The 18,718-nt window shown below is 64.7% G+C and carries 1 protein-coding gene; it reads left to right on the forward strand.

Translation table 11 applies throughout. The features are described 5' to 3' along the window. Positions 1–575 precede the first annotated feature (575 nt). A complete protein-coding gene (locus tag ACXAJT_RS08565) occupies positions 576–18,662 on the forward strand; it encodes a malectin domain-containing carbohydrate-binding protein (RefSeq protein WP_475234529.1) in 18,087 nt (6,028 codons plus the stop codon). Positions 18,663–18,718 lie beyond the last annotated feature (56 nt).

Genomic DNA, 18,718 nt, shown 5'->3' on the forward strand with positions numbered 1-18,718 from the left:
TCGCTCAGCCAAAAAAGATCAGACATGTTCACCGCTCGTTTTCGAACGGTGAATCACGCTCGTCCAACCAAATCAATGGGTCCTGACCCTAAACGTTTGGAACCATCGGTCACTTGATGACTTGCATCTTATGGTTGTTCTGAATTGACCAGGCGGTTTTCCTAGGTGTTATTCGAAGACCATCGCATCTGATTAAATTCACCATAGGGTCACGGGGGCTTCCGCACTGCGAGCTTCCTATTTTGGTGGAGTGGCTGGGGCGATGAACACCCTTGGGTTGTTTTTTCGCCTCTGCTTTGTTTATTAAATACCCGGTTCCAAAACGCTTGCGCGATTCTTTGGGTAAGTTGCTGATTTGGATGAAATTTGTAGTTCTTGACAGGTATTGTTTTTGTTTCTAGGGTTTCGATAGGTATTTTATTTCATATTTAATTTTTTGTGGTCTGGGGGAGAGTTTCTTTTAAATCTCTATGCGGTTCACGTGTTTTCGGGTTTGCCCGGTTTTTTGGTATTTTTAAGTTAAAGATTTTCAAGAAATTTTGCTCTCTGGCCGCCTTATGCGCCGGAGCATCATCATGGTCGTCTCGAACAATTTCTCATCCAGCTCGCTTGATCTGAATGGTCAGGTTTCGCTTTCGCAGCCCACCGCGTTGGTCTGGGGACCGGATGGGCGGCTCTACGTCACCGAAAATGGCGGGACGGTGAACGTTCTGACGGTGAAGTTTGGCGACCCGGATCCGAATGACGACGACAATACGGTCTCGTTCTACGTCGAATCCGCCGAGTCGATGCAACTCGACATCCAGAACCACAATGACGACGGCAGCCTGAGCAGCAGCACCAGCCGTCAGGTGACCGGGATCGACGTAACGCAGCAATACGACGCAGCCGGCAATGCGCTCTATATTGATGCCAGCGGAAATCTGACGACCGAAGCCGCGGGCAACGTTGCGGCCACGACCATCTACGTTACCTCCAGCGACAAGCGCATCGGGGCCGGGGGCTCTGGCAACGACGTCGACCTCGACACCAATTCCGGTGTCATCACGATGATGGAGCAGACCGGCGCCGACAGCTGGGATCAGGTGGATATCATTCGCGGGTTGCCGCGATCGGAAGAGAACCACGCGACCAACGGCCTCGAGATGATCCAAGAGGTGGACGAGAACGGCATCCTGATCTCGGAACGGCTGATCGTGGCGCAAGGGGGCAACGCCAACACCGGGGCGCCCTCCAACAACTTTGCCGGCCAACAGGAGCAACCGCTGTCGGCGGCGATCCTCGAGGTTGATGTCAGCGGATTGAAGGCGATCGGCGCGCAGACCGATGGCGACGGGCGCAGCTATATCTACGATCTCCCCACGCTCGACGATCCAACCCGTTCGGGCGCCGAGGACAACAACGATCCCAATGGCGGCAACGATGGCCTGAACAGCGCCAAGCTGGACTACGATGGGCTGGTCTCGATCTATTCGCCCGGCTATCGCAATGCCTATGACGTCGAGGTGACCGAAGACGGGCGCGTCTGGACTTACGACAATGGCGCCAACAACAGCTGGGGCGGGCGTCCGATCGGCGAGGCAGGCGACAACGGCAGCACCACAGATTACGCGCAGGATCCCGATTACATCGCGACCAACCTCAACAACGGCGACGGCAACTCCAGCGACGATATCAACGAACCCAGCGGGTGGAATCCGTCGAACAACGACAATTTCCACGAGGTGACCCGCTCGGACGATCTTGATGGGCGGACCTTGTCGGTGGGCGGCAACGGACCCGTGGCGACTTATACCGGCCCGGATGGGCTGACCTATGTCTACGGCGGCCATCCCAACCCGACGCGGGCCGAAGGTGCCAAGGCCGGGCTGCTGTTCTCGCCCGATGGCGGCACGGACAACGCCTTCCTGCTTGTGTCGAACCTGTCGAGCTACGACGAGGGCAGCGATGACTACGCGCAGGTCAAGGCGTGGATGGCAGAGGTGGAGTCCGCCAGCGGCGCGCTTGGTACCGGAGATCTGGGTGACAAGATCATCGCCGTCACACCGGGCGTCGAATACGATATCTACGCCCTGTCAGACGGTTCGGGCGTGGCGGTTGAAACCGGCGGCTCCGCGCCGTCGGGCGGCACGCTGCTGGGGCAGGCGGGGCTGCCGTCGGACATCGCCGATATCGTCGACTGGCGTAACCCGATCGAGGGCGACTACCTTGAAGCTGGCAAGACCGACGGGGCGCTCGACAGCGGCAAGGGCTCGATCAACGGCCTGACCGAATACACCTCGACCATCATGGACGAGGGCGACGTCAAGATGTCCGGCGCGATCATCGCCAGCGTCTACAACGGCGGCGACCTGATCATCATGGGCCGCAACGAGGATGGCTCGATGTCCTCGACCGGCGGCACCAACGCGCAGGCCACCGACCGCGCGGTCTATCAGGGCTCGGGCCAGCCGCTGGGTCTGGCCACCATCGGGGATGACTTCGCCGAGCGCGGGCTGAGCCAGCCGTTTCAGGGCTCGATCTGGTCGGCGGTTTACGGCCAGAACAATCAGGGCGGTTTCACCGTCTACATCGAGGTGCTGCAGCCCGACAATGGCGCGGTGCCGCTTGCCGGATCCGAAATCGTCGATCCTGACGACTGGGATCTCGATGGTGTCGACAAATACAACGACCCGTTCGAGTTCAGCGCGAGCAACGGGTTCGACCTGTCGGCGGGGCAGAAGATCGTGCTCGACTTCAACCCGCAGTCGACGGATTTCAATGGGACATTGGCGGGCAACACCGGCCTGCTGGGCGCGGCGCTGGACGGGCCGAATTCGCTGGCCGGGCCGCTGGCAGGCAGCACCGGCACCGACAACATCCAAGAGGCCGGGGCGACCGCGAACCAAGACGCGCGCACCGGCACCTACCTGCAGAACGCGGGCGATCTGCTGAATTCCTCCGAGCAGGCCGATGGCCTGTTTGACATCGCGGGCAACATCATCCCCGGGGGTAATGCGCCGATCCTGCAGATCAAGGAGGTGGTGCCGGGCACGATGGTCGGTCAGGCCAATACTGCGCGCGACGCCCTGCAGACCGCCTTCAATCCTGATCCGGATGTCGGGCGTGTGGTGGCCACGGTCACCGCCAAGAATTGGGTGGTGGGCACGAGCGTCGCCGCCGACCAACTGGTCGGGATGGTCTATGGCGACGGTACACAGTCGAACTTCCTGCGTCTGGTGTTTGGTGAGGTCGGTGGCGTGCCCGGAATCGAGGTCGGCTATGAACTGGGCGATAGCGGCTACACGGCGCTGGCTCAGGTCGCGGTGCCTGACCTCACCACAAGCGGCAACGATCTGATCGATCTGCGCCTCGAGGTCGACATCGACGACGGCTTTGCTGTGAGCGCCTTTTACCGGCTGGGCGATGACGCCAGCCTGAGCGGTACGGCCTTTACCGAGATCGACCTTGGCGGCTTCAGCCTGCCCGCCGGGGTGTTGCAGGATGTGCTGACTGGCGATCATACGATCAGCGACGGCGACACCACGCTCAGTTCGGGCGCGGCCATTGGCGTTGTGGCAGAGACCAGCGATGGCAACCCGCTGCAGGCGATCGATTTCCACAACATCGAGATCGAAGCCTTTGGCAACGAGATCGAGGCTGCGACCGCGGCGGACGTCGGGCAGGCGGGCACCAGCGGTTATGACCGGGTGATCTATACCGGCACCGACACGGAGCTTGCGCTTGCTTCGGATGTGGAGGAGTTCGACGGATCGGGCTCGGATGCCGACTTCACCATTGCGGCCAACGATCTGGGCAACAAGATTGTCGTCGGGGCCGGGGCCAATACGATCACATCGGGCGATGGCGACGACACGATTGTCGGCACGCTGTCAGACCTTGCAGGTGATGCAATCACCGACTTCACGCCTGAAGATCAGCTTGTCGTCTCGGATGCCAGCACCGACGGGCTGGTGGTGAGCTATGAGGCGGGATCAGCGCTGGTGACAATCAACGGCAGCCAGATCGCCTTCACCGGGCCGGACTTTGTCGATTTCGACCCTACAGAGGGCGACAGCATCTTCAATTTCACCGACAGTTCAGAAGGTCTGGTGGTGACCACCGCACCGGCGCTGACACCGCTGCTGGCGATCAACGCGGGCGGGGATGCGGGAAGCTCGGTCAGCGGCACCCTGCGCGAGTTTCAGCTCGACTTCCTCGGTGATGGGGGTGGCTCGGCAGACGGCAGCTTCTGGACCACGCCGGGATCGACCAAGGCCTATACCAACAGCGCCGCGCAATCCTACGATTTCCCGGACACCGATCTGGATGCGATCCTCGCTTCCGAGCGTTCGAACGCCAGCTCTTTCGGCTATCAGGTGGACGTGGAGAACGGCACCTATCTTGTCGATTTCCTGTTCTCCGAAATCTACTTCGGCGGCGATCCGTTCCCGGGGCCGGGCGGTGTCGGCAGCCGCGTCTTCGATCTTCAGGTCGAAGGCAGCGAGGTCTTCTCGAACATCGACGTCTACGCCGAAGCGGGCGGCAACGGTGAGTTGCTGATCAAGAGCTATGAGGTCGAGGTGACCGACGGCTCGCTCGACATCAATTTCCCCGTCGCCGACGAGAACCAAGCCAAGCTCTCCGGTCTGGTGGTTTGGCAGCTGGGCGGCACCTACGAGCCGCCGGCGGACACCACCAACCCCGAGATCGTCTCGATCGACGTGGACAACCCGCAAAGCGTGCAGGACGGCACCCGCACCGCCACCGTGGTGCTGCAGGACAACGCCGGTTTCGATGCTGCGGATTTCAGCGGGCTCGACGGTTCTGAGTTGGTTTTCTCGGGCATCGTGCCCGAAACCGTCTCGGCGCCGCAGGTCACGTTCAGCAACGGCGGCACCACCGCGACGCTGGACTATACGCTGACCGCGACCGGGGGTGCCTGGCCGAATGGCGAAGGCGAGATCTCGATTGCTGCCGGCGCCTATCAGGATGCGGCGGGCAACAGCACCGGTGCGTCCAGCGGCGCCTTCATTCTGGAGCCGGGACTGGACACGCTGGTGAAAGGCGCGCTGGCGCTGGCGATCAACGTCGGCCCTGTCAGCAACGGCACCGCGGCGCTGGATGGTGACAACGACACCACCTATGGCGGCGCGATCACCGGCGATACGATCCTCGGGATCGACCTGCAGGCGGATGATCCGTCCTACTACAGCCCCAGTTCCAAGACCTCGAGCAACATTGACGGTCTGCTGGGTGCCACCGGATCGAACCTCGCGCTCGACGGCTCGGCGTTGCACACCTACCGCGACTCCGCGGCGGGCTCCTTCACCGCGAGCTATCCCATCGAGAACGGGGTCTATGTGGTCGAGCTGCATTTCGCCGAGCTTTATCACACCACGGGCGGCAATCGTCAGGGCGACTACACGATCAACGGCGAGCCGTGGGTGTCGGATTATGACGCGTTCACGGATGCGGGTGGGGCGGACACGCCGACCTCCATCACCAAGACCGTCACCGTGACCGATGGGCAGATCGTCATCGACGTGAACGCCGACAGCGGCGAGCCGGGCTGGAACGCCATCGTGGTCTACGATGCCATCGCGGCAGATACGCCCGCCACGGTTTCCGTGGCCGATGTCGCGGTCAACGAGGGTGAGGACGCGGTGCTCACCTTCACCCGCATCGGCGACACCAGCGAAGATGTCACCATCGCCTTCACGGTGACGCCGGGCAGCGCGACGAGCGATGACTATGGTGTGGCCTCCCCGGCCTCGCCCGTCGTCATCCCGGCCGGACAGAATTTTGTGCAGGTGACCATCCCGACGGTCGACGACGCCGCCGAGGAGGGGGCCGAGAGCTTTGATGTGACGATCACCTCGGCCACCATGGGCTCGGGGGATGCGGCGATCGACGGTGGGACCGGAACGGTCACCATCGCGGCCAGCGACAGCAGCCTGCAGATCCCCTCGGGCGGCACGCTTCTGAACCTCGATTTCGAAACCGATGGCGCGCCTTTGGTGGAAGGCGGCTTCGACGGGGCGCTGGGCGGCAGCGGGGCGCTGGACGCGTCGGTGGATGTCTCGGTCACCGGCGGCCAGTTGGTGGTCAACACCTCGAACGGCGACCTGTCGTCGGCGGACTCGACCGCCTCGAAGAACGACTTCGTCAAGACCATGGACCTATCGGACAGCGCGCTGGAGCAGATCTACATCACCACGCAGTTCGACAACCCCTTCCCGCAGGCGCTGGCCGATCAGGGCATCACCTCCGGCGTCATTCCCAACTACGCACAGCAGGGCATCGTTATCGCCACGGCCGACGGGCTCGGTCAGGATGCGGGCAAGCACCTCAAGCTGATCTTGGGCGGCAATGGCGGCAACGCCGTGCAGATGTGGTCGCACAATGTGCTCGATCAGAAGCCGATGCTCAGCGATATCTCTGCCGCCGCCGCCGTACCCTTCGCGCTGGCTGATATTGCCAAGGTCGAACTTTCGCTGCGTATCGACACGGTTGCCGACGAGGCGGCGCAGATCGTCACCTTCTATGACGCGGGCGGCGCGATCCTTGGTGGCGTGCGCCCCGAGGCGACCGCTGGTTTCCTGACGGCGGCGCCGCTGCCGTTGCCGCCGGAGGTGCTGTCGGCCATCGAGGCGGGCAGCGCGCAGGTCGGCGTGACGTCGACAGACTTCAACAACGATTTCGAGAGCTTCGAGGCGAGCTGGGACTTCCTGCAGGTCTCGTCGCCGCAGTACAGCGGCGAACCGGTGGGCGACACCACCGGGCCGAGCGCGGCGGTCGAGATCACCGCGCCGGCCTCCGAGACCGATCCGATGCTCGTCACCGTGGTCTATACCGACGCGTCGGACATCGACCCCACCAGCATCGGCGCCGAGGACATCTCGGTCAGCGGGCCGAGCGCGGCGGGTGCGGTCAGCCTCAGCTCCTTCGATGACGCCAGCAATACGGCGATCTACAGCGTGGCCGCGCCGGTGGGTGGATGGGCCGAGGGGGCCTATACCGCCAGCGTCGTCTCGGGCGAGGTTGCCGATCTGGCGACCACGCCGAACCTCAACACGGGCGGCGAAAGCGACGGTGTGACCCTGACCTTCGGCTCGGCTCCGCAGCCGGGCGAGGTGCTGCTGGCGATCAACGCCGGTGGCGCCGCCGTGGACGGCGCGGCCTATGGGCTGGGCGATGCGGATTTCGTCGCCGATGACGCCGGGTTCTGGGACCTCTCCGGGGCAACCAGCAGCGGCACCAACAACAACGGCAGCGGCGAGACCTTCACCGGCGCGGCGCTGCCCGACGACGTGTTCACCTCGGAACGCTGGGCGAACAGCTTCTCGCTCGACGTGGACCTGCCGGATGGCACCTATGTGGTCGAGCTCTATCTCGCAGAGACCTACCAGGGGGTGAGCAACGGCGAGGGCGTCGGCTCGCGCATCTTCGACGTGGAGATCGAGGGCGATCCGGTGCTGGATGACTACGATCTCTTCGACGATGGCGACGGGGTGCTGGGCAATGACACCGGCGCGCCGCTGGTGAAGATCGTCAAGAGTTTCGACGCCGTGGTGGCAGATGGTCAGCTCAACGTCGTGTTCGACGCGCTTGGTAGTGACGCGATGGACAACGCCAAGATCAGCGCCATCGTGGTGCGCGCCGCGCCCAGCTCGGGCGACACGCTGGTGTCGATCACGGGGCCCGGCGAGATCGCCGAGATCGGTGATGGCTTAGATCAGGACGTCACTTTCACTCTCACCGTGCCGGATGCTGGCTTCACCGGCGATCTGGACCTCACCCTGTCGGTGGATGGCGTCTCGACCCCGGTCACGCTGAGCTTTGTCGATGGCGCGGCGAGCTATGTGGTGCCGGTTCCGACGGACACGCGCTGGAACGGGGCGGAGTCCGTCTCGGTGGCGCTGCTTTCGGTGGAAACCGCAGGCTACGCGGTGAACGCGGCAGCCGCGACCGGCACCGCGACGCTGACCGAGGACGACCCGGCCGACAGCCATGATCTCGATGGCGCGGGTGGCACCGATCCGGTGGTCGTTGGCGATTTCTCGGACGACCGGCTTGCGCCCAGCGACGTCGGCGCGATGCAGATCGGCGACAACGTCCTCTATGCCAGCCAGCAGGGGGATGGTCAGCCCGGCGATCGCGATCGCGATTACATCACCTTCACCGTGCCTGAAGGCATGGTGCTGAGCGCGCTGTTCCTAGACGGCTACGCGTCGACCAGCACGGACAACGCGGGCTTCATGGGGCTGCAGGAGGGCAGCGCGATCACCGTCGATCCGGTAACCGGCGCGCCCGATGGCAGTGACGGGCTGCTGGCGGGGATGGTCTATGGCGACGGCAATCTGAACAACGACCTGCTGCCGTTCCTTGCCGCGGGCGATCCGAACGATGCGCAGGGGGCCGATTTCCCCGGCTTCACCGCGCCGCTTGGGGCCGGGACATACACGCTGTGGCTCAACCAGGGCGGTGCGCTGACCAGCGTCACACTGCGCGCGGTGGTTGAGAGCGATGGCTCTGATCCCACCGACATCGACGGCGACGGTATTGCGAACACCGCCGATCCTTTTGCCTATGACGGCGAGAACGGCATGGGCAAGGTGCTCGCCGAGAACGTCAGCTTCCGGCAGGACTTCGACACCGACACGGCCGATCTGTTCAGCGCCGAGGCGGGCTTCTCGGGGATCCTCGTGAACCCGGCCCTCAGCCCGGCGGGCGCCTCTGCCGAGGACCCCTATGGTGACCGCACGACCGAGGCGACGAGCCTCATTGAAGGCGGCAAACTGAAGATCGAGTCGAGCGAAACCGACGTCTACGACACCGGCACGGGGGCCAATAACTCGGTCAAGGACAACTATCAGTCCGGGGCCGATGTCTCTGGCGTCGACAGCTTTTCGGTCGAGGGGCGGATAGAGGCTGGTTTCCTCGGCTCGATCCCGCTGCAATACGCGTCCTTTGGCATCACCCTCGGAGCGGGCGGCACCGACGACTACATCAAGTTCGTTCTGGGCGGGGCGGGCAGCAATCCGCGCATCCAGTTGGCGCAGGAGAACAGCCTGACCGGCGTCAAGGAAGAGAACATCGCTCTCAGCGGGCAAAATCCGCCGGTCGTCGAAGAGGACGTGGCCGCGGTTGTCTTCCGGATCGACGTCGACAAGTCGGGCAACGTGGCAACGCTGATCGGCACGGCGATCCTGCTCGATGCCAGCGACGCGGAGATCGCCACGATCACCACGGCGGCCCGTGAGATCACCGGGTCTCTGGCGGCGGCGCTGGAGGGGCAGAACACGCTCACCGGCGGCACCGGAGGCATCGCCTATGGCGTGTCGATCACCGACTGGGGCAATGGCGATGCCAACCGCTTTGTCGGGGAATGGGACTATCTCGAGATCAGCGGGCCGGTGGCCAATGTGGCCCCGAGCGTCGCGCTGGCCAACGCACTCCCCTCGATCGACGAAAACGTCGACACCACCACCTCGGTGAAGATCGCCGACATCGTGATTACCGACGACGCACTGGGCAGCAATGACCTGACCCTGTCGGGCGCGGATGCGGCACTGTTCGAGATCGTCGATCCCGGCACCGGTCCCGAGTTGCATCTGCAGGCGGGCGTGATGCTCGACTTTGAGACGCTCGCGCAGCTGTCGGTCAGCGTGGATGTGGATGATATCACCATTGGCGTTTCGCCCGATGACAGCGCGGCGCTGCTGCTGGATGTGAACGATGCCACAGAGCGCGAGCAGCAGGTCGATGACCCGCAGGACCTGCCGGTGGACGACAGCGGCGGCACCGACGAGATCGACACGCTGGTCTACAGCGGGACCGGTCAGGTCGGCGCCTCGGAGACGCCGTACCAGATGCCCGGCACCGTCGAGAATTTCGACGCCACGGGCACGGGCACGGTCTACGTGCAGGGCACCAGCGGTGACAACGTGATCGGCGTCGGCTCGGGCGCGGGCGACGAGGTCAATCTCACCGACGGCGGCAATGATACGGTCACAGGCACCGGCGCAGAGCTGGATGGCACCATGGTGTCTGGCTTCACCGCCGGCGATCAACTGGTGGTCGAGGGGGCCGATGCCAATGCGACGGTCATCAGCGCTACCCCAGGCTCAACAACCCTCGGCATCGATACCGATGGCGACGGGGCCGTGGACACTACGGTGACGCTGGAGGAGACCTACAGCGACAGCGAAATCCAGAGCATTGTGCAGGACGGCAAGCTGATCATCACCGTCAACGGCGTGACCAACACGCCGCCCACCGCCACGCCTGACGAGGGGCAGGTGCTGATCAACAGCGCGCTGATCCTCACCCCGGCAATGCTGCTGAGCAACGACAGTGATCCCGATGGCGATGCCATCAGCTTCGATGGCGTGAGCAATGCGCTGAACGGCACGGTGGACTTCCAGGATGGCGAGATCACCTTCACGCCGACGCCCGGGTTCACCGGCACCGCCAGCTTCGACTATACGATCAGCGACGCCTTTGGCGCACCGGCGACCGCCACGGTGACCCTCGAGGTGCTGCCCGAGACGCCCGATACCGGCATCACCGACGTTGTGTTCGATGCCGCTGCGCTCAGCGCCTTCGACGATCAAGACCTCAACGGCGCCTATAGCATCCAAGACGCCGGGGCGACCTTGGCTCTGACCGGCAATACGTGGAAAAAGCTGCTGCTGGCCGAGCCGCTGGAAGTGACCGCGGACATGGTGATGCGCTTCACCTATTCGTCGGACCAGACCAGCGAGATCATGGCCATCGGCCTTGGCAACGACAACAGCTTCCTCAGCAAAGGCGATCAGGTGCTGTTCCAGCTTGGCGGCAGCCAGAACTGGGGCTCGTACTCCGAGCAGGGGTTCCGCACCTACGAGGCCGGCGATGGCTCGGTCAGCTTCGAGATCCCGCTTGGGGCATGGGCTGGCGAAAGCTTCCAGTATCTGCACTTCATCAATGATGACGACGTGGCGGATGCGGCCACGGGCATCTTCTCGAACCTGCAGTTCGTGCGCACCACCGCGGCCAACCTCGATCCGATCGCGGTGGATGACCCCGATCTGTCGATCGCCAGCGGCGAGACGGCGACGATCTTCCCCGCCGATCTTCTGGCCAACGATAGCGATCCCGATGGCGACCCGCTGACCGTCACGCAGGTTTCGGCGGCGGTGAACGGCGAGGTGGTTCTCGAAGACGGGCTGATCTATTTCACCCCGACGCCCGGCTTTGCGGGGACGGCCAGCTTTGTCTACGCCATCGCCGATCCCGATGGCGGGGTCGACACGGCGACGGTGACGCTGAACGTCAACAGCGCGCCGGTGGCGGTGCAGGATGACTTTGCCACCGACACCGACGTGGCGCTGACGCTGGTCCCGGCGGATCTGACCGGCAACGACAGCGACGCCGACGGCGACGAGATCACGCTGACCGGTGTCACCGCGCGCAGCGGCGGCACGGTGTCGCTGGAGGACGGGCAGGTGGTGTTCACCCCGGAGGCGGGCTTTGTCGGCACCGCGCTGTTCGACTACCAGATCACCGACGCACGCGGCGGCACGGCCACCGGCACGGCGACTGTGGTGGTCGGAACGCCGGTGGACGATGGCGTTCTCGACGTCGACTTCAGCACCTTCGAGATCAGCTCTTACGCCGGCAATGACCTGACCCCCGAAGGGATCGCGGTGACGCCGAACTCGCTCGAGATGACCGGCAACACCTGGAAGAAGGTGGCGCTGCCGGGCGGCTTCACCATCGACGCTGAAACGGTGCTGCGCTTTGACTTCAGCGCCACCGAGATCGGCGAGATCATGGCCATCGGTCTGGAGACCAACAACTCCTTCGGCAACTCGCAGCAGATCATCTTCCAGTTGGCGGGCCGACAGGACTGGTCGAACTACGCGCAGCAGGAATACGGCGGCTACAGCGTCGAAGATGGCACCGTCAGCTTCGTCATTCCTCTGGGCGAGCTTGCCGGGCAGACCTTCTCGCACATGGTGTTCATCAACGACGACGATGACAATGAAATCGGCAATCTGACCTTCTCGAATGTGCAGCTGACCTCGGCGCTGGCTGATCTGCCGCCGGTCTTCACCGGAGACACGGCGCTGGAGACTGCCGAAAACGAGACCGATCTCGGGGTGATCCCGGCGACCGATCCCGAAGGCAGCGGGATCACCTATGCGATCGACGGTGGGGCGGATGCGGCGCTTTTCTCGATCGATCCCGGCACGGGCGCTCTGGCCTTCAACACGGCACCGGACTTCGAGGCCCCGACCGACGTCGAGGGCGACAACGTCTACGAGGTGACGGTCACGGCCAGCGACGGGGCTTCCGTGACATCTGCGAACCTCGAGGTCACCGTGACCGGGGTCAACGAGGCGCCGACGATCACCGGCACCATTGCGCCGGCCACCACTGAAGAAGGCACCCCGACGAGCGTCGATCTCTCGGCGCTGGTGCTGACGGATGTCGATCTGGGCGATGTGCCGGTGCTGCGGGTGGAACTGGCCGGCGGCGCGCCTCTGCCTGCGGGCGTCACGCTTGACGGCACCACGCTGCAGGTGGCCGACACCACGGCGGCGGGCAGCTACGACATTACCGTCTATGCCAACGACGGGCTGCTCGACAGTGAGGTGCCGGTGAGCTTCGCGCTCGACGTGACGGATGGCGCGACCGGCCCGAGTGTTCTGCTGCGGATCAACGCCTACGGTCCTGAGGTCGCGGCGCTGGACGATGGTCCGGCGTGGAGCGGTGACGGCAATGGTGCGCCCAACAGCCCCTATCTCAGCACCACCAACGACCGGGGCGATGTGCAAGGCTACAGCGGCACGCTTGCCGCGATCCCCGAGGATGTGCCCGAGGCGGTGCTCGACACGGCGCGCTCGTCGAATGACCCGTTCACCTACAGCATCCCGGTGGGCGACCTGCTGGGCAACGGTAGCTACCTTGTGCGGCTCTACATGGCCGAGCTTTATGGCCCCAATCAAACCGTGGGAGAGCGGGTCTTCGACATCAGCGTCGAGGGCACGACCAGCGGGGTTCTCGACAATTTCGATCCGTCCGCCAGCGGTGCGGCGGGCGATGTGTCGGTGATCAGCTATCAGGCCTCGGTCAGCGACGGGGTGCTCGATATCTCGTTCCTGCAGGATGGCATCGACGGCAGCGACAACCCGATCATCAACGCCATCGAGATCCTGTCGGGCGAACCGATCGTCGACACCGATGCGCCAACGGCGGTGATCGCCCTGTCGAACCCGTCGGACGCGACGTCGCCGCTGCTGGTGAACGTCACGCTGAGCGACCTGAGCGGCATCGACGCCAGCACGCTGGGCGACAGCGACCTGTCGCTTGCCATCGGCGGCGCGCCGGTCGCGGCCGCGGTCAGCTTCCTTGGCCTCTCCGGGGCGGTTGCCAGCTACGAAATCGCCGCACCGAGCGGCGGCTGGGTGGACGGCAGCGCCATCGAGGTGACGCTGGGCGCTGGCGAGGTTGCGGATCTGGCCGAAACGCCAAACCTCAACGTCGAAACCACGCAGGGGCTGACCCTGTCGCTGGGCGGCGGCGAGCCGCCTGTGGGCTATGATCCGGCGAAGGAGCTTGGCGGCAATCTCGACGGTGACGGTCTGCTTAACTCGGCAGATGGTGACATCGATGGGGACGGCATCGCCAACCTCGCCGATCGCGCCGCCTATGATGCCAGCAATGCCGGTGTGGTGCTGTCCGATCTGGGCGAGGTGATGCTCGACTTCACCACCATGGCCGATGGCACTTCGCCCTTCGCCGCCGGATTCACCGGCGCGGCGCAGACCGCTGACGGCACGGCCGAGTTGAACTACGCCACCAACAACGGCGCGCAGGTCAGCGGCGGGCGGCTGCAGTTCCAGACCACCGATCCCGACACCAACGACGGCCAGCAGGCCTTTACCTTCCTTGCCGATGTCGCCAGCGACTTCACCTTCGAGGGCGTCTTTGACAACCCGGTGTTCGGCGGAGCGGAACTGCAGACTTTCTCGCAATACGGCCTCATCGTCTCGCTGACCGGCGCGGCGGGAGCCTCGACCGGTGCGGACGGAGACTTCCTCAAGCTGGTCACCGGCAACCCCGGCGACGGGTTCGAGCTTTCAGGGCGCGGCAGCTTCTCGGGCACGGATCTGAAGATCCCCTATCCGGGCGGCGTCACGGCGACCAGCTTCGCGCAGGTCAAGCTGTCGCTGGCGGCCGATGTCTCGGCGGGCAATTTCACCGGCTTCTATGAGTTGCTTGATGACAGCGGCGCGGTGCTGGCCTCTGGGACCGTGGGCACGATCACCCCGGATGCGGGCAGTGCCATGGCTGGAATTCTGGCGGGCACATCGTCGATCGTCCCGGCCTTCGGGGTGACCTCGACCGACTTCGGGGCGGGCGGTGCCTTCACCGTGGGGGTCGAGAGCATGAAGCTGACCGAGGGCAGCGGCGGGCCGGTCGATCCGCCCTCTGATCCGGACGATGCGCTGTCGATCCTGCAGGCGCTGACCGACGTGGATGCCAACGGCAGCTACAGCTCCGGAGACGTCGGCAGCGCCGAGTTGCGGATCATGGATGGCAACAACAACGTCCAGTCTTCCAACTACGGCAGCAATTCGTTCGAACTGCAGAACACCGGCGACAAGCAGATCGCCGCGGTGGTGGTCGACTTCCGCAACGCGCTTTACGGCGACAGCGTGGTCGATGCGGACGGGTCTGGCGGTGACAGCGTTGCCAAGGACTTCGACATCAACAGCGGCGGGTCCGAGACCGGCGCGTACTTCGATACCAACAGCGGCTATATCTTCGCCGGAGACGATCCTTTGCCCAACACCACGGGCAACGGCATTGCCTCCAGCGGCGGCTTCCGCGGGCTGGTGATCAAGGCCGACGGCAGTGGCTTTGATACCGGCGAGACCATCGGGTTCTCAGGCGACATGGACCCCAACTCGGTGGCCGGCCTGACCAAGAACGCGATCGACTCGGGCGCGGTCAACGGCTGGGACGTGGGCGGTGTCTCGGGCGCCGAGCTGATCGGGTCGAGCTTCACCGTGATGTTCGATGACGGCACGTTCGCCACGGGCTACTTGGGCGGCGAGGGCACGCAGGCTGGCAGCACCGGCTTTGCGTCGCAGAACGGCAGCGCGGCCACGGCGACGGTTTCGGTGAACGGCACCGGCTCGTCCTCGACCGGCACCTACGGCGGCACGATCCCCGAGATCATCGTCGCAGGCACGCCCGGGGACACCGTGCGCGTCACGCTCAGCCGTGGCCTCAACCCGGTGACCAACACCTCGGGCGGTATCGCGCAGCTGGTCGAGGACCGGCTGGCCGACGCACAGCCCGAGTTCCAGGCCAGCAACGCCGCTGACTTCCAGTTCTATGACATCGTCATCGGCGCTGGCGGCACCGCCACCCTGCCGGACAATGCCTTTGACTGGACCACCCCCGACAGCGGCGAGGACTTCGACGGCACCGCATGGACCAACGGTTTCGACACTGCGCCGGCAGTTGTGGGCGCGTCGGTCATCGATGCGTCCTCGCAGATGCCGCTGGGCAGCACCGACCGGGTCTATCTGACCAATCAAGGCGGACCGGTCGAAGGCGGCGGCGGTGGAACGCCGGGTGCCGAGGGCTACTACCAGATCATCGGCTCGGGCAGTTCGGCGCGCTTCAAGGTGCAGATCGAGGACCCGAACGCCAACGGCGGCACCAACCCGGGCGGCCAGTGGACCTATGTGGAAGGCGACGATCCCGGCACGCAGGACAACACCCAAGGCACCGGGCATTATTTCTGGGGTGCGGAGGAGAGCAGTACCTCGATCAACGCGCCGCAGGACAACAGCTTCTTGGTCTACGAGGTGTTCATCCCCGAGGGCGAAGAGGGGATCTACAACTTCCGTGTCCGCTCGTCGCGTGACACCAATGATCCCAGCGACCAACGCAACGACATCTGGCTGCGCATCGACGACGACGCCGAGGCGCTGCAGACCAACTCGACCAACAGCGTCTCGAGCGGTGGCTTCGTCAAGCTCTACGGCGCTTCGACGAACTGGGGCTATGCCGGGCAGATCGACAGCGTGTCGGACTCCGATCCCAACTTCACCGCGTCGTTCGATCTGTCGGCAGGCTTCCACACCATCACGCTGGCGGGCCGCAGTCAGGGTTTCCACGTCGACTTCTGGGAGATGTACAAGGGCAGCTCGCCTTCGAGCGGCGCCTCCAACTCGGCCTTTATCTCGACCGGGGAGGACACCTTCGATCCGGTCGTGACCGCGGCCAGCGCGCCTGATGTCTTCTTGGAGGGCGGCACCAGCACCACGGTGACAGTGACCTTCAGCGACAACGTGGCGATCGACATCTCGACCATCGACACCGACGATATCGCGGTGTCGGGGCCGGGCGGGGCGCTCACCGTGACCGGCGTCAGCCTGAACGCGGGCAGCGATGGCACGCCGCGTAGCGCAACCTATACGCTCGCGGCCCCCGGCGGCAGCTGGGATGTGGAGGATGAGGGCAGCTACACCGTTGCGCTGCTCTCGGGCGAGGTGCTGGACACCAGCGGCAACGCGGTGGCTCCGGATGCCTCTCTGACCAGCTTCGATGTCGAGATCGGCAGCGCGCCGGTGGGCGATCCCTTCCGGATCGAGGCCGAAACGCTGTCGCTGCAGGGCTTCTCGGTGCAAAACAACGGCCATGCGTCGAACGACCAGATGATCCAGGCGTCGGGTTCGGGGGCGCATACCGCCAGCTACACCTTTGTGGAAGGGCCGGGCACCTACGATCTGACGCTGGGCTACTACGATGAATCCGACGGTCAGTCGCAGCTCAGCGTTCTGGTCAACAATTCGGTCATCGAAACCTTCACCTGGGATGCGGACGCGGGCTCTGACTTCGTCAACGACACGTCTGCGGCGCAGTACACGATCTCTGATCTGGTGCTGAACGCGGGGGATGTCGTGACGCTGTCGGGCACCCCGAACGGCGGCGAGCCGCTGCGCATCGACTTCCTCGACTTCCTGCCCACAAGTGGCGACGGTGGTGGCGGCGGTGATCCGACCGACACCACCAATCCAGTCGTCACCTCGGCGAGCGCGTCCAGCGTGTCGTCGGCGGGCGGCAGCAGCACCACGGTGACCGTCACCTTCAGTGACGACGTGGCCATCGACGTGTCGACCATCGATACCGGTGACATCGCAGTGTCGGGGCCCGGCGGGGCGGTTTCGGTGACCGGGGTCAGCCTCAGTGCCGGAAGCGACGGCACGCCGCGCAGCGCGACCTACACGCTCGCCGCCCCGGGCGGCAGCTGGGACGCTGCGGATGAAGGCAGCTACAGCGTTGCCCTGCTCTCGGGTGAAGTGCTCGACACCAGCGGCAACGCGGTGGCCGCGGATGCGACGCTGGCCAGCTTCGATGTCGAGATCGGCACTGAGCCGGTGGGTGATCCGTTCCGCGTCGAGGCCGAAACGCTCTCGCTGCAGGGTTTCTCGGTGCTGAACAACGGCCATGCCTCGAACGACCAGATGATCCAGGCGTCGGGCTCGGGGGCGCATACCGCGAGCTACACCTTTGCCGAGGGGCCGGGCACCTACGATCTGACGCTGGGCTACTACGATGAATCCGACGGTCAGTCGCAGCTCAGCGTTCTGGTCAACAATTCGGTCATCGAGACCTTCACCTGGGATGCGGACGCGGGGGCCGATTACGTCAACGGCACCTCTGCGGCGCAGTATACGATCTCGGGGCTGGATCTGAACGCAGGGGACGTTGTGCAACTGTCGGGCACGCCGGATGGCGGTGAGCCGCTGCGCATCGACTTCCTCGACTTCGTGCCGACGAGTGGTGGCGGCGGCGGAGGCGGCGGTGGCAGTGATCCGGACACGACCGATCCGGTGGTCGCCTCGGCCAGCGCCTCCAGCGTGTCTTCGGCGGGCGGCGGCAGCACCACGGTGTCGATCACCTTCAGCGACAACGCCGGCATCGATGTCTCGAGCATCGACCCGGGCGACATCACGGTGACCGGGCCGGGCGGGGCGCTTGCGGTGACGGGGGTCAGCCTCAGTGCGGGCAGCGATGGCACGCCGCGCACCGCGACCTACACCGTCTCCGCGCCCGGCGGCAGCTGGGATGCCGGCGACAACGGGGTCTACAGCGTCGCGCTGGATGGTGCGGAGGTCCTAGACACCAGCGGCAATGCCGTCGCGGCCAACGCCTCTGTCGCCAGCTTCACCGTCGGGGTTCCGACCACGCCGCCGCCGTCTTCGGACCCGGTGCGGATCGAGGCCGAGGCGATGACGCTGGAGCAGGGCTTCACGGTGAAAAACAACGGACACGGCTCGGGAGACCAGCTCATCGAGGCCACCGGCTCGGGGGGGCATGTCGCCAGCTTCGACTTCGCCGAGGCGACGGGTCAGTATAACTTCACCCTGGGGTATTTCGACGAAGCCGATGGCCAGTCGGAGCTCGATTTGCTGGTGAACGAACTGGTGGTCGACAGTTTCATCTGGGATGCGGACGCGGGCAGCGACTACGTCAACAGCACCTCCTTCGCCACGCATCAGACCTTCGGCGTTTCGCTCGAAGCGGGAGACGTGGTGTCGCTGTCGGGCACGCCGGACGGCAGCGAACCGCTGCGGATCGATTATCTCGACTACGTCTTCGTGTCGTGATCTGAGTTACCCTCGCCAAGCGCGCCTCCGGGGGAGACCTCGGGGGCGCGCAGCTT

The organism is Salipiger sp. ABF4_146 (genome assembly GCF_056161345.1).